The 23,072-nt window shown below is 39.7% G+C and carries 16 protein-coding genes; all 16 read left to right on the top strand.

What is annotated here, in order from left to right:
• Window positions 1–413 precede the first annotated feature (413 nt).
• The 16 genes from I592_RS21045 (at window position 414) to I592_RS12915 (ending at window position 23,067) form a co-directional block, all read left to right on the top strand.
• A complete protein-coding gene (locus tag I592_RS21045; protein WP_010779738.1) occupies window positions 414–8,342 on the top strand; it encodes a SpaA isopeptide-forming pilin-related protein in 7,929 nt (2,642 codons plus the stop codon).
• Between the two features lie 664 nt (window positions 8,343–9,006).
• Window positions 9,007–9,798, top strand: a complete 792-nt coding sequence (locus I592_RS12985; RefSeq protein ID WP_010779739.1) for a YveK family protein — start codon at window positions 9,007–9,009, stop codon at window positions 9,796–9,798.
• A gap of 9 nt (window positions 9,799–9,807) precedes the next feature.
• Window positions 9,808–10,512 carry a CpsD/CapB family tyrosine-protein kinase gene (locus tag I592_RS12980; protein WP_010779740.1) on the top strand — a complete coding sequence of 235 codons (705 nt, stop codon included), beginning with the start codon at window positions 9,808–9,810 and terminating at the stop codon, window positions 10,510–10,512.
• Window positions 10,513–10,530: 18 nt separating this feature from the next.
• Window positions 10,531–11,298 (top strand): tyrosine-protein phosphatase, encoded by a 768-nt coding sequence (locus I592_RS12975; RefSeq protein ID WP_010779741.1) that lies wholly within the window; start codon window positions 10,531–10,533, stop codon window positions 11,296–11,298.
• Window positions 11,299–11,325: 27 nt separating this feature from the next.
• Window positions 11,326–12,042, top strand: a complete 717-nt coding sequence (locus I592_RS12970) for a sugar transferase (RefSeq protein ID WP_010779742.1) — start codon at window positions 11,326–11,328, stop codon at window positions 12,040–12,042.
• A gap of 12 nt (window positions 12,043–12,054) precedes the next feature.
• Window positions 12,055–13,242 carry a beta 1-4 rhamnosyltransferase Cps2T gene (gene cps2T / locus I592_RS12965; RefSeq protein WP_010779743.1) on the top strand — a complete coding sequence of 396 codons (1,188 nt, stop codon included), beginning with the start codon at window positions 12,055–12,057 and terminating at the stop codon, window positions 13,240–13,242.
• Window positions 13,243–13,283: 41 nt separating this feature from the next.
• On the top strand, window positions 13,284–14,108 hold the full coding sequence (locus tag I592_RS12960) for a LicD family protein (RefSeq protein WP_010779744.1): 825 nt from the start codon (window positions 13,284–13,286) through the stop codon (window positions 14,106–14,108).
• 81 nt (window positions 14,109–14,189) lie between these two features.
• Entirely contained in the window at window positions 14,190–15,056 is an 867-nt protein-coding gene (locus I592_RS12955; RefSeq protein WP_010779745.1) for a glycosyltransferase, read from the top strand.
• 34 nt (window positions 15,057–15,090) lie between these two features.
• A complete protein-coding gene (locus tag I592_RS12950) occupies window positions 15,091–16,416 on the top strand; it encodes an O-antigen polymerase (RefSeq protein WP_010779746.1) in 1,326 nt (441 codons plus the stop codon).
• Window positions 16,417–16,479: 63 nt separating this feature from the next.
• Complete coding sequence (locus tag I592_RS12945; protein ID WP_010779747.1) at window positions 16,480–17,898, top strand: MATE family efflux transporter; 1,419 nt, start codon at window positions 16,480–16,482, stop codon at window positions 17,896–17,898.
• Between the two features lie 80 nt (window positions 17,899–17,978).
• Complete coding sequence (locus I592_RS12940; RefSeq protein ID WP_010779748.1) at window positions 17,979–18,932, top strand: LCP family glycopolymer transferase; 954 nt, start codon at window positions 17,979–17,981, stop codon at window positions 18,930–18,932.
• Between the two features lie 376 nt (window positions 18,933–19,308).
• Window positions 19,309–19,911: a hypothetical protein gene (locus I592_RS12935; RefSeq protein WP_010779750.1), complete on the top strand. Its 603-nt coding sequence runs from the start codon at window positions 19,309–19,311 to the stop codon at window positions 19,909–19,911.
• A 25-nt stretch (window positions 19,912–19,936) separates the two neighbouring features.
• Window positions 19,937–20,587, top strand: a complete 651-nt coding sequence (locus tag I592_RS12930) for a class D sortase (RefSeq protein ID WP_010779751.1) — start codon at window positions 19,937–19,939, stop codon at window positions 20,585–20,587.
• Window positions 20,588–20,625: 38 nt separating this feature from the next.
• Window positions 20,626–21,471 carry a hypothetical protein gene (locus tag I592_RS12925; RefSeq protein ID WP_010779752.1) on the top strand — a complete coding sequence of 282 codons (846 nt, stop codon included), beginning with the start codon at window positions 20,626–20,628 and terminating at the stop codon, window positions 21,469–21,471.
• Between the two features lie 13 nt (window positions 21,472–21,484).
• Window positions 21,485–22,273: a YveK family protein gene (locus I592_RS12920; protein ID WP_010779753.1), complete on the top strand. Its 789-nt coding sequence runs from the start codon at window positions 21,485–21,487 to the stop codon at window positions 22,271–22,273.
• Between the two features lie 44 nt (window positions 22,274–22,317).
• Window positions 22,318–23,067: a CpsD/CapB family tyrosine-protein kinase gene (locus tag I592_RS12915; RefSeq protein WP_010779754.1), complete on the top strand. Its 750-nt coding sequence runs from the start codon at window positions 22,318–22,320 to the stop codon at window positions 23,065–23,067.
• The last annotated feature ends 5 nt before the right edge of the window (window positions 23,068–23,072 follow it).

Below are 23,072 nucleotides of genomic sequence, written 5' to 3'. Positions count from 1 at the left end.
TCGTAATTGATAAAAGGAAATCTGAAAAAACTCATAAAGACATCCTCTTATTTAAAATAATTATAAACAGAATCTGTTTCCATTGTAAATGGTTTTTTGCAGTTTTTTGAAATGAACGCCTCAAAAAGAAAATTTTTTCTATCGAAAATGGGTTTTATGGTTTCTTAGAGGCAATTCCATCAAATGAGAAAAATTTTCAAGTTAGCATGGACGAACGCAAACCGAAAAATGAGAATGCCGTGTTAAGAAAACTTGGTTTATTTGTTTTTTGTAAATAAATTAATTTTGTTGAACATTCTGAGTTGTATTATTTGTAAAGAGAAAATGAACATAGGATAATACGATAACTATCATTCTCATTCTATTAAAAAGGAATAAGGATTCATTAGAAAAATTTGTAAAGTAGGGATACTATGAAACGATGGGTAAGCGCCTGGATGCTGCTCAGCCTATTTGGGAGTGTTGCGTCACCAATTCTTGCGTCTGCAGTCGAAAGTACGGAGAGTTCTGCCAAAACGTCAGTGAATGAAGGAACGACCGTCCAGTCGATAACCAGCGATCCGCAGCAAACCGTACCAACGGAATCCGCACCGATTCCAGAGAAAGCAGAAAATCCAGAAAGCACAGAAGATTCTGACACGGTCACGAACCAACTAGCATTCGAGAAGACAAGTGAATTCAACGATGAGGTATCATCGAAGAATCAGACTGAACTGCAGTTGGACGGAAAAGTCACGAGCTCTGCTGAAAACACACAAGCCATTACATTTGAGATGAGCCCGTCATTCAAACTTACAGACAGCAAGCCGGAAGAGAAGGTCATCGTAAATGACCAAAAGGAACCGATCGGCCACTACACCGTCGAGACTAAGAATGCCCGCAGCAGCTATACGTTGACCTTCAATAAGCTGGTCAAAGGGGAAAATAAATTTAAGCTCATTCTGCTTGGGTCGATCACGCGTGGGCCAGATAAAACGGTCGACCTCTACCAAGCGGATCAAAAGATTTTTCAATTAGCCTTGCCGGATGAAGCAGATACGTCTAGTGAAGATACCACTGCCTCTGAGAGTACCGAAACGAGTACAACAGAATCCGCTTCGTCTTCAACGACCGCATCAAAAGAATCAACGAAAAGCAGTCAAAGCGATGCGACGAAAGAATCTACGGAAGCATCAAAAACAGAAGGAACGACTAAAAATGAAAAGAAACGTGCCGCTCCAGCAGCTGAGCCTGCACAGCCTAGAGCGCCCGGGTCAATCGACGAGTTGTTTTCTACTTATGCACCCGGTGATAATTTTGTTCAAAACATCAAGCTGAACTTCGAGCCAAATCCGCCAACCATCAATTCAACCGTCCAGTTCAATCTGGATTTTGCTATCCCAGACGCGGTTCGAACAGAGATGGTCTCAGGGGATTATTATGAGATGGATTTTCCAGAAGGCTTGGCCATCACGACACCTTCTCCTCAAGGGGATTTGAAGGACGGTGACGGGAATGTCTATGGAAGGTATATTTTCGATGCAGGGACACAAAAGCTGCGCATCACCTTCACTCAGCAAGAGGGACAAAATTTCTTACCGCCAGAAACAGGCTCGGTCACGGCCGATGTCCGCTTTGATACGAAAAAAATCACGCAGCCTGGTCCAGCGACGATCATTTATCCGAGTAAAACCAATATTCCACCATTTATTGTTCAAATCAAACCAACCGGAGGAGCGTCCATCAGTAAGGCCGGGCATACGGATACCCCGAACAACCCAAATACGGTTTATTGGGATGTCGATTTCAATAAGGACTTTTCAGAATTAGAGAAGCCGCTCTTAACAGAGAAATTTCCAGATCAAGTCACTTTTAATAAGGACGATCTTGGCGCCGTAGCAATCTATCCTTTAGAGGTTGATTTTAACGGCAATGTAACAAGTACGGGAACGACGCCGCTTGATCCGAGTACGTATACCGTTGCAGATAATGGTTCGATCCAATTCAATACCACGATCGATCGCCCGTATCGCGTCGTGTACTCGACCACGATCAAAGATGCTGTCAAGCCGACGAATGGCGGGACTGTGCCGATCACGAACAATGTGACATTGACGAGTGGAAGCACGAATCTGCCTGCTTCTGCGACGGTCCAACTCAATTATAAAAAAGCGTTAGAAAAAGTAAGAGTCGGGTACGACAGCATCAACCAAGAATACCGTTGGCTGATTCGTTACAACTACGGACAAAAGGAATTGGCAAATGACACGGTCGTTTCCGATACCTATTCTTCCAATATGGATGTTGAGCCGAATAGCTTCGACGTGTACACGGTCAATTTCGACAGTCGAGGGAATCCTGTAAACGGAGCGCCCCTTGATCCGAAAGACTACACGATCGACACGACGACGAATCCTTTTACAGTAAGCTTTAAAAATAACGTTCAAGCAGGAAAAGCAATAAACATCTCGTATAAGACACGGGTCAATAAGATTGTTTCAGGGGCATCGAATAATCAAATCACGGTTTCGAATCAAGCGAAAACGAATACGATTCCTCCGACAACAGAAGTAACCAACACCCCTACGCAGCAAGTAGTGATAAAGAACAAGCCGACCATCGATGTAGGAACAAAAACGGCGCGCTATGTGATCGATATCAATAAAAACAAATACGAGATGGAGAATGCGCTTTTTACCGATAAAATGAGCTACACCGATGAAGGTTACGCAAGCTTCCCGACCAAAGTGAAGCAAGCCACTTCAGAGGCAGATGCGGGTGTGGTAATCCGCGATGTGTCAGCGAACAATCGAGTGCTGACGAGTGCGTTTCGTTTTGTAGCGACCGATGGCGAGGTCGTAAGTACGATCGGCGATCCTGAGACAGCCGATTACGTCGTTTCTGCGAACCTGAATGAGACACGATCTGGTTATACCAATTTCACGGTGAAGTTTCAAAATGCCTATGCGAAGACGACCCACCAATTTCAAATGGAGTATTACATTACCTACAATCAATTTGATGATGCAGTAGAGAATACCAGCATTGACTACAGAAACACGATGACGGCAAATTTTGTCAATAATGGACAGCCCTATGAATCTTCCAGTACCACTGATTTCAAAACGAGTACGCAAGAAGTGAATCAAGGGATGAAATCGGGCAGCTATGATCCGGTGACGAAGGAAATCACATGGACGATCGTGACGAACTACAATAATCTAGGGGTATCGCAATTCACGGTGACTGACCCGATCACAGGAAATCAAGTCTATGAGCCGGATTCGTTGGAGGTCACGCGAGGAACGATCAATTCCAGCGGCAGGTTCCAACCGACGACAAAGAGTCCGTACCAAGGAAATCAAGTAGGTCAGGATTATTTGACCGTCACAAATCCAGTACCGACTGCCGAGGATCAGCAAGGGACATTGGCTATCCAATTAGGGAAAGACGGCAACTACATTCCCGGCTGGAACGCAGATGATGTACCGATGGTTTATCAAATCCAATTCAAAACATCTTTAAAAAACCAAATCGTGTACGATCAATCAACCTATAACAATGTCGCAACGGTGGATATTACAGGGAACAAGCAAGAATTGCCGGCATCGGTATCAATTGCCTTTGGCGGACAATCGGCATTAAAAGAAGGAAACTACAATACTCAAAATGGGAAAGTCGACTGGGCAGTTACTATCAACCCCAATCAGTCCCTCTTAGCGAATGTGAAGATCGAAGACAATCCGAGTGCCAATCAGATTATTCAAGGAGATAGCTTCAAGCTGTATACAGGGAAGTACTCAGGAACCGGGAATGCTACCACGGTCCAAAAAGATCAGCTAGTCCCTAGTGACCAATATAAAGTAACAGTCACGACGGACCCAACGACCGGGCAGCAGCGCTTTGTGTTAGACATGTCCGAGATCCAAGAGAAAAAAGATCCGAACCAAGAGGATCAATACCTCACAGGAGTCATCGAAAAACCGTATATATTGGCGTATGAGACAGAGCCGAACTTTACTTCTCGTACTGAAACGGTCGCGAATGATGCGTCGATCTCTAGTGAAGGGAAGGAATTGCCTGGGAAAGATACTCATAAGGATTTCCCAATAACGATCCAGGATTCTAGCGGAACGGCTTTCGGTTCCAAAGGAAAAGTGGTCGTTCAAAAGGTGAACGGCAACGGCGGTGTTGTTCCAGGGGCGGTTTTACAGCTGCTTCGAAAAAACACCAGCACGAATAAAACCGACGTCTTGTATGAGACTACGACAGATAATCAAGGACTGACGACTTTCGGAAATCTGATCGCCACCAGTTCTGCCTACGAGTATTACGTGAAGGAAATCGAAGCACCTGACGGTTACACGATCTCTCCAGAATTGTTGGAGGGAAAGAGGGTCTATGCAGATACGAGCAGCAACACGCCAGTGACCACGATTGAAAATGAGCCCGTCAACGTGACCTTCAAAAAGACAAACGCTGCTGGAAATGCCTTGTCTGGCGGATTGTTCAGTCTGTATGAGAACAATGGAACGGCGACCAACCCGAACTATGCGTTCTTGCGAGGTTTTATTCCGACTTCGGAAGGCTTCGATCTTTCAGGATTGGGAGATGGGCAATACCGGATTCGAGAAACTTCGGCTCCTTCAGGGTATCAGATCAATTTGACGCCTATCGACTTTGAGATCAAGAAAAACAGCGATGCTACACGCAGTGTGTTTGTCAATGATGAGGTTGTTTCCGATGGACTCTTGCAATTGAAAGACTATCGAGGCTCCGCATTATTGAAGAAAAGCGATGAATCAGGAAAAGCTTTAGGAAATGCCCGATTTAACGTGCAGCGGGCTGAATTGAACTCAGATGATTACAGTGACTACGGAGATCAAGACAGCTATGTAACGGCTAACGACGGAGAGCTGAAATTATCGGATCTGCCGCCAGGAAAATACAAAGTAAAAGAAAGCCAAGCGCCAGAGAACTACTATTTAAATAGTAAGGAATTTACATTCGTTATCGATGCCGTTTCGACAGGGGATCAGGCGCCAGCAACTGTTGAATTGAATAATGGCGACGCGTTGATCGATTATCAAGGATCTGCACGATTTAAAAAAGTCGATGGCCAAGATTATCTCACCAATCAAAAAGAGACACCTTTGTCAGGGGCGAAGTTCCAGCTTTATGATGCTGAAGGAAAAACAGCGATTGGCGATGAAGTGACCACGGGTTCAGATGGCTACCTGGTCTTTGATAATCTAAAACCCGGCACCACCTATGCCTTTAAGGAGACGAAAGCACCTTCCGGCTATTTGAAAAACGATCAGCTGGTTCGATTCACGACTCCAGTCACCAATAATCAAGGTGAATCAGCGGTGTCCATCGAATCCGGCGGCGATCAAAAGCTTGTCGTCGATGAGAAAACACCCTTCAAGAACTATAAAGAACGCGTGCATTTTCGTAAGGAAGACGAAGCAGGACGTCCATTAGCTGATGCGAAGTATCAATTATCCAAGCAAAACGATGCGAACGAATGGAAGCCTGTCACAGATCTGGGCAAGGGTGCCGGTTCAGACGGCCTCTTCACATCAGACAAATTAGACGGCAGCGTCAATGCTTTCGAACTGTCTCCAGGGAAATACAAGTTTGTTGAAAAAACCGCACCTTCCGGCTACCTGTTAAACACCAAAGAGATCCCATTCACCGTGGAGGATCAAGAAGAAGGCGAACCGCAAGTTTTGGAAATTCCGATTTCCGGCGATGCAAATGTCAATTATCAAGGATCTGCGGTACTTTACAAAGAAGCCGAAGATAAAGAGGACACTACGTTTAACAAATTAGAAGATGCTGCTTTTGACGTGTATACCGATTCAGCAACACCAGAAAAAGTGACCGAAAAGAATCTCACTTCTGATTCCGATGGAAATGTAACAGCCACAGGCTTAGCTCCGGGAAATTATTATTTCCAAGAAGTTTCAAATGGAAATCGGTATCTCGTGAACACGCAAAAAATAAAATTTACGATTCCGACTACAGCCTCCGGCAAACCAGAAACGGTCACGACGAATGTGGATGGCAAACTAAGTCTGAGAAACTATCTAGGAACGGTTGAACTGACAAAAGTCGACGCAAATGAGCAACCATTGGAGAATGCAGAATTTACGGTCTTTGATAGTAGTGAGAAAGAAGTCGGTAAAGGAAGCTCGAATCAAGAGGGAAAAGTCACTATCAATAAGCTCGCTCCTGGCGACTATACAATGAAGGAAACGAAGGCGCCCGATGGCTACTTGCTAAATGATCAAACGGTCACCTTTACTATCCCTGAATCCGCAGAAGGGCAGCCGCAAAAAGTGGTGATTCCAGACAGCTTCAAGGATTACAAAGGCGCTGTCAAATTGATCAAAACCGATGCCAATGATCAGCCGCTGGCAAATGCAGTCTTTGAATTGCTGGACAGTGACGATCAACCAGTCGGCGGGACAGCTACCTCCAACGAAAATGGGGAAGTCGTTTTCGATGATTTAGCACCAGGCGACTATACCTTTAAAGAAATAAATGCGCCCGATGGCTACGTAAAAAATACCACGCTTGTTCCTGTGATTGTGCCAGAAACTGCGAATGGTCAGCCTGAGGTCGTGACAGTGAAGGATCACTTCGTCAATTATCAAGGGACCGCGGAATTGACGAAAACAGATGGCGAAGGCAAAGCCTTACAAGGAGCAGCTTTCAAAGTTGTCCGCACAGATGGAAGCGACGTTGAAGGAAAAACCGCAACGTCAGATGAAAAGGGACTTGTTCAGGTCACTGGATTGGCTCCCGGCAGCTACCGCTTTGTCGAGACAGCTGCGCCAGATGGCAACTACGTGATGACCAGTGAAGCGTTAGACTTTACGATCCCAACAGAAACTGAGGGACAACCAGCTGTTGTTGCTGTTTCAGATAACGTACCGAATTACCGTGGAACGATCCGCGTGCATAAAGTCGGCAACGATCTAAACGACGATTCTAAAATGGTTGATCTCGCTGGAGCGGAATTCACGCTCTACACAAACGAAGACTTCAGCGATACAAAGCCTACAAAAATCGTTTCCGATTCAAAAGGAAATGTTGCTTTCAAGGATTTGGCACCAGGGACCTATTATGTGAAGGAGACCAAGGCACCCAATGGGTATTTGGTAAACACCTTCCCAATGACCTTCGTGATTCCTGATCGCGTACCAGAAACGATGCCGATGACGGATGCGCAAAATCATGAAAATCGGATCGAAGACGGCTCCTATGTTGTGGACGCGGGTGATTTCCAAAACGCACGGAAAAACATCGAGCTGAAGAAAACAGATGGTGAAAAGGATGGAAACCTAGATCTGACAAAAGTCGCCTTCTCTCTATACTTCGATGATGGAACGACCACTGGAAAACTCGTAAAAGAAAAGCTGCAGCCAGAAACAGACGGCACGATTGATTTAAGCAATCTAGCACTGGAAGACGGCAGCTACAAATTGATCGAAACACAAACATCCGAAAATTATGTTCTCAGCAGCCAGCCGATTTATTTTGTAGTAGAAAATTCGCAAGCAAAAGGCATTTCTCTTAACATCGCGAATTATCAAGCGGTGATTACAGGGAAAAAAGTTGGTGACGGCAAAGGACTCGCTGGAGCAGAATATCAATTGTTCAAAGCGAATAATCTAGATAAACCACTCGAGACGACCGATCAAAAGGGCACAAAACAAACCATCCTTAAAAGCGACAGCAAAGGAGCGTTTTATGCCAAAGGGTTGAGCGTCGGCGAGTATGTTTTGAAAGAAACGAAAGCACCAAACGGTTATATTCTCGATACGACCACACACAAATTCACGATCTATCCGCAAAATGGAAAACCCGCTGTTCGTGATTTAGGCGAGTTTGAAAATTATCAAGGCCGAGTGAGATTGACCAAAGTCGATGCAGCTGATGAGAACAATCAGTTAAGCAATGCAGAGTTCCAGCTGCTGGATGAAAATCAAAACGTTCTGCAAGAAAACTTGAAGACAGGAACTGATGGCCGATTAACAGTGACCCATTTGGCTCCAGGGACCTACTTCTTCAAAGAAACCAAGGCCCCATCAGGGTATCGATTGTCCGAAAAACAACTTGCATTCACAGTCGAAGCTTCCCACGCTGGAAAACCAGTGCAGATCGAAGTAACGGCGAAGAATGACCGGACGCCAAATAAACCAAACCATCCAAAACAGCCAAATAAACCCAATACGCCGGGATGGTGGTACTATCCAAAAACTGGAGAAACAAAAGGACCAATCCTTCTAATCGTTGGTGCACTCCTTGTTCTCGCAGTCATCGGGATAGGCTATTACAGAAAAAGAAACTAACTATTCGTGTAGCTGCAAGCAAGATCCGTAACAGGATTCATTGCTTGCAGTTTTTTTGTGCTCCTAATATATAGAAGAAAAAAAGTTCGTTCTATGTCAATAGCGAAAATTTCATCAAAAATATTTCAAGTGTGACGGAAATTAAATGATCCGATTATTTACTACAGCTAAACCTTTAATTTCAAAGCATTTATTATAAATTAAAATAAAATGAACAGTGTTATAGACGATATTCGCTTAATATAAATTATGTTCTTTTTATTTTAAGTAAATAAATAATTAAAGTTATGTTAAAATGCATTGTCAAATAAACATTGATATTAGTGTGTCAGTGAACTATAATGATAACGTCAATTGTATTTTTTAGATTATATTATTACGCTTGTTTCTAATAATGAAAGAACAAACGATGGTTTAAAAAATCACCCGATGTGTTAAATAGTTATAAATAGAAAGCTGAATGAATAAAAATGTCAGGTATTCTATAACCTCCAAAATAAAAACTCTTTTTCTTTAAAAAATCATCGAAAAAAGAAGATAAAGTTTTGGATGGACATACATTCGTGTCATTTTTTTTTGATATACTAATTCTGCTATTCAAAGGGGTTTAGGAGAGTTATAAAGCAATTACAATAAGAAAAACTTTAGGGAAGTTGAGGAACTTATGGAGCAAACGATCAGCATCAAACAATTATTTGAACTACTAAGGAAACGAATGGGATTGATTGTACTAGGAGGACTTGTAGGCCTTTTGATTTCAGGTCTATTAGCCTTTTTCATTTTGACCCCCAAATACAGTTCACAAGCGCAGCTAGTAGTGACCTTGCCGCAAACTGAAACAACGAATGCGAATGACGTCAATACCAACCTGCAAATGATCAACACATATAAGGACATCATCACCGGGGACTTAGTAACAAAAGAAGTATCCGAGAAATTGGACACTGAATATCGTCTTAAAATAAGTACGAGTGATCTGAAAGAGACCATAAAAGTCGAACAAAATCAAAATTCACAAATGTTCTCGATCATCGCGACTAGCAGAAGTCCAAGAGAAGCAACGAATATTTCAAACGTAACGGCTGAAATATTCAAGGAGAATGCAAAGGATGTATTAAATGTCGATCGAATCTCGATCATTTCACAAGCTGTCGCCAGCAGCGACCCCGTCTTTCCAAACAAGAAGCTGACGATCGCCGCCGGGTTATTAGTAGGGATCATGTTAGGAGTCTTTCTAGCTGTTCTATTAGAAATGTTGGATCGCACAGTGAAAGAAAGTAAGACATTGACCGATGAATTTGGATTGACCCTTTTAGGGAATGTTCCAGAATTAACGCAAAAAGAGTTGAATGCAAAGATTCGTCGCGAAGCCTCACCAATGTTCAGCAAAAAAGAAACACCTAAAAATAATGAGACAGACATGGCTTTTGATCGTCGCAGACGCAAAAGAGTCTAGGAGGAAACAATGGCTAAACGAAAGAAACAATCAGAGACGACTCATGCGGTGAGTCTGATTACATTAGTAGATAAAAGTTCACCGGTATCTGAACGCTATCGTACGATTCGGACTAATATCCAATTCGCATCTTCTGCGGATCGACAAATAAAAACGATGGTCATTACTTCATCTGGACCAGGAGAAGGAAAATCAACGACAGCAGCAAATCTCGCAGTTGTCTTTGCGAATTCAGGTCAAAGCGTGCTGCTCATTGATGCAGATATGCGGAAGGCCACTGTCCATAAAACCTTTCTATTGAATAACGGCGTTGGGCTGAGCAATGTGTTAAGCACCGATATGAAGGTCAGTGATGCGGTTCAACGGACAGTCGTCCCGAATTTGTATGTGATGACCAGTGGTCCCAAATCCCCGAACCCATCAGAATTATTGGGATCAACTCGGATGGACCAGCTGATCAAGGAGCTTCGCTCAGATTACGATTTCGTGATCTTTGATATGCCGCCGATCGTTGCGGTGACCGATGCACAGATCATTGCCTCAAAAGCAGACGGGACGATGCTAGTAGTTCGAGAAAATTATACCCGTAAGGATTCATTGCAAAAAGCACGGGAATTGTTATCAATGGTAAATGCCAATGTGTTAGGCGCCGTGTTCAACGGCAGTACAGATGTAACAGATCAGGGCTATTACTATTACGGAACCGAAAAATAACACAAGAAGGTGAAAACGTTGATTGATCTGCATTGTCACATTTTACCTGGCGTCGACGACGGGGCGCAAACAATGGAAGACAGCATCAAAATGGCGAAAAAAGCAGTTAGCCAAGGCATCACTCATTTGATGTGTACACCACACCATAACAATGGCAAGTATTCGAATCCAGCCAATCAAATCATAACTAAAGTTGATGAATTGCAGGAAATCCTAGATCAAAACGATATTCCTCTCACGTTACTGGAGGGGCAAGAAGTACGTATCACAGGGTCGCTTATAGAGGATATTCGAAATCAAGAAATCTTGTTCACGGATATTGAGAATACCTATCTCTTGATCGAATTTCCCTCTGGTGATGTTCCCGAGTATTCAGAGCAGCTCTTTTTCGAGCTGATGAGCCATGGTCATGTGCCAGTCATCGTGCATCCCGAGAGAAATTCTGTTTTTCGCGAAGATCCGAATCGACTGATTCCTTTTCTTCAAATGGGGGCATTGACGCAATTGACTGCTCCAAGTATCGTTGGGACCTTTGGCAAGGATATCCAAAAAACAGCCAAGCTCATGCTGAAGCACAATATGCTCTATATGGTGGCTTCAGATGCACATAACTTGAGGCATCGAACGTTTCTAATGAAAGAAGCCTATCAAGAGATTTATAAAATCGGTGGAGCAAGAATGGTTGAGGAAATGCAACAGATGGCGAAAGATCTAGTCAATGGAGACAAAGTCTGCTGTCCAGAATTTTATGCAATAAAGGAGTCACGCTTCAAATTCTTTAAATAAGGTAGTTTGTGTTTGGGGGAGCATGGAATGAAAAGTGAAAAGACTTTTGGGGATGTGAATATTTTGAGTGCGAAACCTTCATTTGAGAGGAAAGATTCCCAATTAATATGGATCGATAAAGAAAAAATCCAACGTCAAAAAGGATATGACTTCGTTAAACGAATGATCGACATTATTGCAGCAACGATCGGAATAATCTTCATTTCTCCAGTCATGCTGTGGATCGCTTATAAAATACATAAAGACGAACCCAATTCACCTATAATTTTTTCGCAAAAACGTGTGGGAAGAAACGGAAAATTATTTACGATGTACAAGTTTCGTTCCATGTGCGTAGATGCGGAAGAAAAATTAAATGGATTGGCCGATAAAAATGAAATCAAAGGTGCCATGTTCAAGATGAAGGAAGATCCTCGCGTGACGGAGTTTGGGAAATTCATTCGTCGAACAAGCTTAGATGAGTTGCCTCAATTGATCAATGTGATCAGAGGTGAAATGAGTTTAATTGGACCAAGACCACCATTGCAAAGAGAAGTTGCTGAGTATACACAATATGATATGCAGCGACTACTTGTGAAACCTGGTTGCTCTGGGTTGTGGCAGGTGAGTGGACGGAATGATGTTCATTTTGATGAGATGGTTGATTTTGATATTGAGTATATTCAGAAAAGAGGTATTAGGTACGATTTTTCTTTGATAATTAAGACAATTAAAGTAATGATTAAGCCAGATGGAGCTTATTAAGGAGTTATTTTTGTGGAAGACGGAAAACAGCATGTTTACATCATTGGTTCAAAAGGAATACCTGCTAAATATGGAGGATTTGAAACATTTGTTGAAAAACTGACAGAATATCAAGTTGATCGAAATATACAGTACCACGTAGCGTGCATGACTGAAAACTCAGCCAAATCAGGAATTACTGACAAGCACTTTGAGCATAATGGCGCAAAGTGCTTTAATATTGATGTTCCTAATATTGGACCAGCTAGAGCGATTTATTATGACATACTAGCTTTGAAGTATGCTATAGAATTATCTAAAAAGAATAATGATGAAAAACCAATTTTTTATATTTTAGCATGTCGAATTGGTCCTTTTATTCAAAGGCTTACTCAAATAGTTAAGGAAATCAATGGGAAAGTATTTATAAATCCTGATGGTCATGAGTGGCTAAGACAAAAATGGAGTTATCCAATAAAGAAATATTGGAAAATTTCAGAACGCTTAATGATTAAAAACTCAGATTTAGTTATTTGTGATAGTAAAAATATTCAAAAATATATTGATAGAGAATATAAAAACTATAATCCTAAAACAATATATATATCATATGGAATCACGTCAACTAAAACTTGCTTAACGAAGAATAGTAAAGTGGTGAGAGAATGGTTTAGACAAAAAAACATTTGTGAAAATGATTATTATTTAGTGGTTGGAAGATTTGTTCCAGAAAATAATTATGAAATCATGATTCGTGAATTTATGAAATCAATTACTACAAAAGATTTTGTCATCATTACAAATGTTCAAAAAAATAAATTCTATAAAAAATTGAAAAATAATACGAATTTTGAAAAAGACTCTCGAATCAAATTTGTTGGAACTGTTTATGATCAAGAGCTTCTAAAATATATTCGAGCAAATGCTTTTGCGTATATACATGGACATGAAGTAGGTGGCACTAACCCGTCATTACTCGAAGCCATGGAGAGTACTAGACTAAATCTGTTATTGGATGTTGGATTTAACAGAGAAGTGGGGCGGAAATCAGCTATTTATTGGAAAAAGAGTGATGAGTTAAGTAGTCTTATTACTGAGTTAGACGTAGAGGAAAATTGGAACAAGACATTAAAAGAATTAGGAGATAACAGCTTTTTAAAGAAGGATTATTCATGGGATAGAATTGTCTATTTGTATGAAAAAATTTTTTTTGAAATTTAATTTTAGTATATTTGTTTACGAAAATAATTAGGAGACAAGGTATGGAAGATAAGAGCAAATTAAGAGAACTTCAACTTTTAGAATTAGAAGCATTATTCGAATTAAGACAATTTTGTAAAAAAAATAATATGGATTTTTTTTTACGTGGGGGAAGCGTCATGGGAGCGGTAAAATATAAAGGTTTTGTTCCATGGGATGACGATGCTGATGTAGCAATACCGCGAAAAGACTATGATGATTTGATTGAGTTGGCATCAAATAGAGAATGGTCTAAAAAGTTTAATATTTTAAGTTATAAAACTAATCCCGAAATACATTGCTATTTTCCAAGAGTGCTGTTAAAAGAGGAAATACGAATTAAGATGGATTTACCTAAAAACAATAATCTAGGATTAACGGTCGTAGATATATTACCTTTAGATGGTACACCGAATTCAAAATTTGTACGTAATCTTTATTTTTTTCAAATATATATATATCGTGCTTTGGCAGGTGTATGGACGATGGGAAATAATGAAACTGTCAATATGCATAGTTCGAAAAATAAATTTATTTTAAAATTTTTGAAGCTAATTGGAATAAACAAGCTTTATACACAAGTAGGTATATACGAAAAATTAGATAAAGTATACAAAAAAAATTCTATTGAAAACTCAAAATATATAGGAACAATAACGGGTTCACTTTATAAAAAAGAAATACTTTTAAAAGAATGGTGGGGAAATGGAAAAGAAGTAATGTTTGAAGATCAAAAATTTCTAATACCCAGTAATTATGACGAATACTTAAAACAGCTTTACGGAGATAACTATTTAACTTATACACCGAATTCTGAAGAGCAGTTTAATAAGAAGCACATTAAATAGATATTTCATTCTAAAGTCGCTATTTACAATGAAGCATTCAAATATTTAATGTGGTGAAGTTAATAGGAGGCGTTATACTATATGGTTTGTTTTATAGTGTTACATTATATTGTAACGGATGAAACATTGTCATGTGTCGACAATATTCAGAACTTAACAGGAGAAAAGCGTATTATCATTGTGGATAATTCTTCACCGAATAATTCTGGTGAAGAATTGAGAAAAATTTATGACAATGTATATAATGTTGATGTGATTTTACTCTCCGAAAATGTTGGGTTTGCAAAAGGGAATAATGCAGGATATATATTTGCAAAGGAAAAGTATCAACCTAAAAATATAGTGGTATTGAATAATGATATCCAAATTAAACAAAATGACTTTATAAAAAAAATAGAAGATTTATATCTAAGTGAAAAATATGCAGTTTTGGGACCAGATGTATATGCGACTTCACTTGGGATCCATCAAAACCCTAAAAGAATAGATCACTATACTTTAAAAGAAGTTCAAGAGTTACATAATATTTATCAAAAGAAAAAAAAGCAAAGAATAGCCAACCAACTAAAGTGTTATTTAAAAAGAGTTAGAATTTTGAAACGATTTGTCTATAATAGAAGAATTAAGAACAATTTTTTGGATTATCAAAATACGTATTATAATATACCACTTCATGGTTCTTGTTTCATTTTCTCAGAGTTATTTATTAATGAAAGGGAAGTTGCCTTTTTTGAGGGAACTTTTATGTATTATGAATCAGAAATTTTAGATTACGAATGTCATAGTTTGGGAATGAAAACAATGTATTCTCCTGATATACAAGTTTTACATAATCATAATATTTCTACGAATAGAACATTTAAATCTGATATTAAAAGAACTGAGTTTATGAATGAATGCATTTTAAACTCGTTAACAGCTTTTTTAAATTTAATGGAGAATAATTGAATCTAAACGGCTTATTATTTTAATTGGAGGTAGTATGTTAATTTCTTTTTTATTCATCATAGAAGTATTTCTAATTTTTTTAATGTTAAGTATTACTAAAAACGATATTTTTAGGCCATCCCTTTTAATGTTATCAGTTTTTGCAATAAGTACCTTTTTTGCAGTGCTAAATATTTATAATTGGAATATAAAATATTCATTCAAAGCATTTGCTATAATGTTACTAGGTTTTTTAATGGCAGTTTTAGCTGATTATTTAATGTTCTTTTTCTATAAAAACTATCATAGTAAAGAACAGAAATTACAAATTATGGTTATTGATAATTGGAAAATTTTATTAGTAATTCTTTTAGATTTGATAACTATATTTTTATATTATCAAGAAATAAAAAGGTTAGCTACGCTGGGTGGTTATATCGACGGCGCAAATTTATTATGGCATTTTAGAAATGTTACTTCATATGAAGCAGAAGCATCATTAAACGGATTAGTAAGTCTATTAATTAAAATTGTTGATGCATTTGGGTATGTATTCACTTTTGCCTTTATACAAAATTTTTTAAGTAAAGAAATAAGTTTAAAAAAGTATTTTGCATATGTGATTCCAATTGTTCTGTTTGCTATTAAAGTATTAATGGGGTCAGGAAGACAGGAATTACTTAGATGGGTAGCGTTCTCATTAGTAGTGAGTTGTATTCTTTTTCAGTACCAAACAGGATGGTCAAAGAATATTTCTCTTAAATATATAAAAAGAGCCTTTGTCCTTGTTCCTGTAGTATTGGTACTTTTTTACCTTGCGACCAATGTGATTGGAAGAGAGACTACAAGAACATTTTTTCAATATATATCAACTTATGCTGGTGGCTCAATACAACATTTTAATCAATATATTATAGATCCACCTTTAGTTGTTGAAAACCATTTTGGAGCGGAAACATTTCCAGGAGTGTACTCTTTATTGAATAGGTTTGATTTGACAAACTATACTAGAAGTGTTCATCTTGAGATGAGACAATTAGGAATCACACAAGGAAACATATATACTTTTTTTAGAAGACCATATCACGATTTTGGACTTATTGTCATGTGCATGATGACCTTTTTTATAATTCTCTTTTTTTCAGGATGGTATTCATCTTTCAAAAAAAGAGTACTAAATAGAAAAACAAATTACTCAATTATTTGTTATGGTTTTTTGATTTATTGGGTAGTGTTATCATCAATTGAGAATTATACGATTGGAATTGTTTCATTAGGTACTGTAGTTACATTAATTGTAATTAAGTGTGTGTATACCTTTTTATTTGGTTTCTCAATAAAAAAAGGTGTTATTACTATAGGAGATAAAATAGAAGAATGAAGTTCGCGTATATTTTTTGAAAGCTTAATGAGGATATAAGATCCATTGGAAGAGGGAGGCCACTTGAATACTAGAGCAAAAAAAATTTTAAGAAACATTAATTATACAGTAAGTGCAAATTTCTTTGTTATGGGAATTTCAATATTGCTAAATTTATTTGTTCCTAAATTTATTGGAGTTAAAGAATATAGCTATTGGCAACTTTATGTTTTTTATTCTTCATATGTTGGCTTTTTTCACTTCGGCTGGTTAGATGGGATCTATTTAAAAATCGGCGGAAAAGATTATGCTGAACTTGATCATGCCGAGCTAGGTAGTCAGTTTTGGTATCTATTTATATTTGAGAATATCCTATCTATCATAATTATTTTTCTAGTTTTATTTTTTTCCAATTCACCAGGAAAAACAATAATTTTGGTTTTAACAGCCTTTGTGTCCGTTATAAGAAATTGTAATACTTTTATCATATACATTTTTCAATCAACAAATCGGATAAAGGAATATGCTCAAATATCTCGTAATGATAGATACTTTTATGTATTCTTCTTATGTATCTATATACTTGCTGACGGAGATAACTATATTGTAATGATTCTATTGGATATAATTTCTAGAATGATTGTTACAGTATGGGGATTCATTAAGCTTAAGGATATAATGTTTAATAAACCATTGAATATCAGTGTTATTAAAAATGAAATTTTTGACAACATTAAAATTGGTAGCAATTTAATGATAAGCAATATTGCCGGTATGCTAATTATAGGCATATCTAGGCTTTTAGTAGAATTTAAATGGGATGTTGAAACCTTTGGTAAGTTGTCATTGACACTCAGTATATCTAATATGTTTATGACTTTTATAAACGCTGTAGGAGTTGTCATGTTCCCATTGCTAAGAAGAACCAATCCAAATAAATTAATAGAGTTATATAAATATTTGAGAAATATTTTTGTACCGTTTTCATACTCATTATTGATTTTTTTCCTTCCTGTAAAAAAAATTTTAGAAATATGGTTACCATCATATAAAGAAAGTCTTATTTTTATGGGAATACTCTTTCCGATGATAATTTATGAAGGAAGGATGTCACTATTAATTACTACGTATTTAAAGACTATAAGAAAAGAGAAATTGATTTTCTATGCTAATATATTGTCATTAGTATTTTCGGTAATATTATCTTTTATATCCGCGATATTGTTTAACAATCTCCTCATGTCTGTAGGAAGTATTTTGCTAGCTCTAGCATTAAGGTGTATTATTGGAGAATTATTATTAGTTAAAACATTAGATATAAGTATAAAGAAAAAAATTCTTTTAGAATCTATCATAACGATTATTTTTGTTTTAAGCAATGTTTTGATCAATGACATCTCAGCTTTCGTTATTTATTCCATTTCCTTTGCAATATATTTAATACTTAGTGCTGAGGATTTTTTCTATAGTTTAAAAAAAATAAAAAAAATGTTTCAGTCTTAGTCAATAATAAATATATTTAATTGTCATTGTTAAACCTGCAAATAATTTGTTAATCATATTTTGAAAAGTGAGTTGATAAAATGGCTGAAAAGAAAAAGCGTAGGCGTCAAGGGGTAAAGCGTACGAGTAAAGCGAAGAAGGTTTTCTTAACCTTGTTAGGGATTCTTGTAGCGATCGTAGTTGTGATTGTGGGTGTAGGTGCGAAGATGTATTATGATGTGAAGTCGACGGCGGATGATACGTTTGAGACCGTGAAACGTAATGGGTCGGAGCAGCGTCAGGTGAATTTGTCTGAGCAAGATCCTTTTAGTGTCTTGCTTTTAGGAGTGGACACGGGAGCGCTTGGCCGGACGGAGCAGGGGCGCTCGGATACGATGATGGTGGCGACTGTCAATCCATCGACGAATGAGTCGGTGCTTGTGAGTTTGCCTCGGGACACGTATGCGGAGATCGTCGGGCATAATACGCAGGATAAGATCAATCATGCGTATGCGTTTGGCGGCGCGGCGATGTCGATGGACACGGTGGAGAAATTATTGGATATTCCGATCAACCACTATATTACTATTAATATGGAAGGAATCGAGTCGCTGGTCGATGCGGTCGGCGGGATCGAGGTCAATAATCCGTTTGAGTTTACGTATGAGGGGACGACGTTTCCTAAGGGGAAGCAAAAGCTTGATGGGGAGCTGGCGTTGAAGTATTCTCGGATGCGTTATGATGATCCTGAAGGGGATTACGGTCGTCAGGCACGGCAGCGTCAGATTATTTCTGGGATCGCGAATCAGGTTTTGAGTACGACGGGATTGACGAATTATCAATCAATTCTGACTACGATGGGTGAGAACGTGAAGACGGATTTGAGCTTTACGGATATGCGGACGTTGATGGGTGATTATCGGCCAGCGTTTGGCAACATTAAATCAGATCAGATGAAGGGGACCGGCTTTATGCAGGATGGGGTCTCTTACCAGCGTGTGGATCCAGCGGAATTAAAACGTGTACAGGATGAATTGAAGACACAATTGAAATAAACGTAACTAGAAGATCCGAGGAGGACATGAGTCATGTTCTCTTTCGGATCTTTTTCTCATTTTTATCAGTAGTGGGTGAAAAGGTGATTAACAGGCGAAAAAATTATTTTTTAATCACTATTTGCTTAAATGTACAGAAAGGCTGCAGTTGGAAACTTAATTGTTTGGTGGTTGAGGAATTGAATGCCTTCAAATAAATTAATAGTAATATGCAATTAATGTTGTAAAAGTTATGTTTTAATAGGGGTTTTTGTCTTTTAAAAATAAAATATAAAAGTTATTGTTTTTATAAATGATAAAAAGTATACTAGAGTCATCGAAAATGTTATTTTCGATGACTTTTTGTTTGTCGATTTTCAGTAAAGGAGGTATGTAGATGAAGAAAATTGTAAGTGGGTTCATTGCACTCATTGCAGTGATTTTGTTTGTTGGGCCGAGTGCTCATGCAGACGGTGCGATTACTGCGGATGAGCAAGGAATTTTGTCGGAACTAGACCAAGGTGTGACGATTGGTGGGAAGTCTTTTACTGTTCGAGACTTTGAACGTGCGCATGCAGAAAACTATTTGAAACAAAATGAGCTTTCTGCTGAGCAAGTGAACACGGTCGTTGCTCAGATCCAAAGTGCACGCGCGATCATAGCGTCTTCTGGTGTTGATGTTTCTACTATTAACTCTGTTGAACAATTGATCAAAGCATTGCCGTTGAACGTCAAGAATCAGTTAAAAGACGTAATTACTAAGGCGGCAAATGCACTTGGTTTGACTGCGACATTCTATCCAGGCGGCTACACGATCACTGGGAACAATGTCGGGTCAGCAACTGGTTCGACTGGGAAACCAGCGACGAGCACAGTGTACACATCTGGCGGGGCTGTGAAACAAACAGGCGCGACGTATGTGACTAGTGCGGTTTCCTTCGCAAGTTTACTACTCGTTGCAGCAGGTGCATTCGTAGTGGGACGTAAAAAATTTGCTTAGGTCTTCAAGATGGAAGCGGGTTGGAGTGACATTCGTCGCTCCAATCGTCTTTCTGATTTTCGGCTATTCTTTGATCTATGTAATAGGAAAACCTGTCATACAATTTGTGACGTCTTCTATCCAATTGTTCTTATTAACAGATACCCCCAATTTTGAGGCCACAGAACAGTCATTTACGGCTGTGAATAATAAAAAGATCGTGATGAACGCGAAAAACGAATTATCGTCGAGCAAGATCGATTATCCGGTGGGCGGGCAGTTATATGGCAAAGTGAAGATAGAGCGTCTGCAATTGAATGTTCCTTTATATTTTGGAGATACCGAAGAAATTTTGCGTGAAGGGGCGGGACAGTTTATGGGCTCCGTTTATCCTGGCGAAGTGGGCACTACCTTGATCGGCGGGCATAATGTCGATGATTTCGGAAAATTGGGTGCGGCACAGGTCGGCGATGAGATTACGCTTCAAACAACGTATGGAAATTATACGTACCGCATCAATCAGCTTGATGTGCGGAATAAAAAAGACAAGGTCATTGATGAGATGATCTATCAGCGAGAGGATCGGCGTCTGATTCTTTATACGTGCTATCCGATCGACAGTCTGGGATTGACGGATGACCGATTGTTTGCGATCGGGGAATTTGTTTCAGGACCTAAGATCGATGGCGAGGACTAAGGATAGACTACGGCAACTGTGAGGAGGGAAGGCTAGTAATGACTCATTTAAAACGAAATATTCCCCGATGGCTGTTGGCCTTTATCGGGTCTTTGCTCCTATTTGCATCGCTTGCGCTGATTTGTATTCGCATGACTTTGTTCAATCAGAATTTTATGATCCAGCAGGTTCGTCGCACGGGCTATGTGGAGACGATTCGCAAGGATATGACGGAAAGCATCCAGGATCTAGGGCGGGGAAGCAATATTCCGCCGGAGGTTTTGTCGGATGTGGTACCGAAGAAAGTCGTTTCTGCCAATGTAGAGAATTACATTCGCAGCATCTACCAAGAGGTCCCTTTTGAGATCCAGGGGGAGGCGCAGATCAAAAAGAATATTTTGAACAATGTGCAGCAGTACGCGCAGCAGAAAAATATTCCGATCGATGAGACGACGCAAAAGAATGTGACGCATTTGGCGGATAGAGCAACGGAGAATTATGCGGCCTTTATCGAGATCCCGTATCTGCTGCAATACGGCAGAAAAGTCATGGGGTTCCGTTCGTCGTTGACGCTTATTTCTGTCTTAGTGACAGTTGCGTTTTTATTGTTGCTGACGGGGCTGTTGCTGATGGTGAAAATGAAGCATCGGCGGATTCGCTGGAGCAGTATCGTCTTTTTTGGCGCAGGATTGATGTTGATCGTGCTGCCGATGGCGATTTATTTTAGCGGTGTGATCGATCGTTTAGGGATCGCATCGGAAGGGTTGTACAAATTTGTGACAACGTATGTGACTGCGTTTGATCTGAGTTTTGTATTTGTTGGGCTGGCATCCACTGTTCTGGCGATCTTGCTTGTCTTGATCAGTGAAGGGATTCGCCAAAAGAAATTGTTTAAGGCGCAATAGTGGAGGGGAAAAGATGGAAGAGACAATCAGCGTAGTAGAATTATTTCAAATTTTGAAAAAGAAAGCACTGTTGATCATTATGATGACGATCACGGGGATCGGTTTGGCGGCTGGCGTCACCTTTTTCCTGATCACTCCGATCTATGATTCGGCGGCGCAATTAATCGTCCAGAATAAGCAGGCAGAAGGGGCCAACATCAACCTGCAAAACGATATCAACGGCAACGTGCTGCTGATCAATACATACAAAGACATGATCAAGGGCGACATCGTTATCGATGCCGTCCAAAAGGAATTGCAGAATGAGTATCAGTATACTTACAGCAATAACGAGCTGAAAAAAATCATCGAAGTGGAGCAGGCGCAGAATTCGCAAATGTTCCGCATTATCGCGACCTCGCCAGAGCCGCGTAAGGCTGCTCGGATCGCGAATGTGACCGCGGCGAACTTCCAAAAAAAGGCCGAGGGTGTGTTGGAGGTCAGTAAAGTGACGGTCACATCGAAGGGCGTCGTCCCCTCAAAGGCGATCTTTCCAAACAATCAATTGAATTTACTGATCGGGGCGGTCGTTGGCATGATGTTGGGTGTCGGTTTGGCTTTCTTGATCGAGCTTTTGGACAAAACCGTCAAGGATGAGCGCTTCATTGATGAGTCGCTGGGGCTGCCGATTCTTGGGCAAGTGTCCCAGATCAGCAAAAAGGATCTAGTGGTAAACCGCGGCGTGATCGTGAAGACGCAAGAAGAGGTCAATCGTCCGATCAGCAATCGCACAGTGACGTCACGTAAGCGGAAACGAGTTTAGCATCTTGGCAAGAAAAAATTCAGGACAGTAGGAGAAGACGGTAAATGGCGAAAAAGAAACAGACAGTTGCACCCGTTGATTTGATCGCAGCGATCAATCCTTTTTCCACAACGGCGGAACAATATCGAAAAATTCGGACCAATATCGAATTTTCTTCAGCAGATAAAAAAATAAAATCCTTGGTGATCACTTCTTCTGGACCTTCAGAAGGAAAATCGACCACCGCGGCGAATCTGGCGATCGTTTTTGCCAACACAGGCAGTCGTGTGTTGCTGGTGGATGCGGATCTGAGAAAACCCAGTGTCGCCTTGAGCTTTAAGATTCCGAATGTGAATGGGTTAAGCAATTATTTGACAGAAGGGAATTCAGTAAGCGGGAGCTTCACTAGCGAGAGCGTGTACATGACGCAAGGGAGTTCAGCAATCGACAATCGACTGATTGAAACCAACACTGAAAATCTGTACCTCATGCCTAGTGGACCAACGCCCCCCAATCCTTCCGAGCTTTTACGTTCGCAGCGGATGCAGGAGCTGGTCAAAATATTAGAAGACTCATTTGATTTGGTGATTTTTGATATGCCGCCGGTCGTTACAGTGACGGACGCGCAAATTTTATCTGCCTATGTGGATGGGACGATTTTAGTGATTCGCGAACGTGCGACAAAAAAACAAGCGATTATTGAAGCGAAGAAATTGCTGGATATGGTCCAGGCGAAGATCATCGGTGTGATCTATAACGGGAAAAAACAAGGCGAAGATTCGTATTATTATTACGGAACGGAAGGAAGCAAGTGAGTAGC

This window comes from Enterococcus gilvus ATCC BAA-350, from assembly GCF_000407545.1.
GTDB lineage: Bacteria > Bacillota > Bacilli > Lactobacillales > Enterococcaceae > Enterococcus_A > Enterococcus_A gilvus.
The sequence above is the reverse complement of the archived record's forward strand: the minus strand, read 5'-3'. Positions and strand labels throughout refer to the sequence as shown.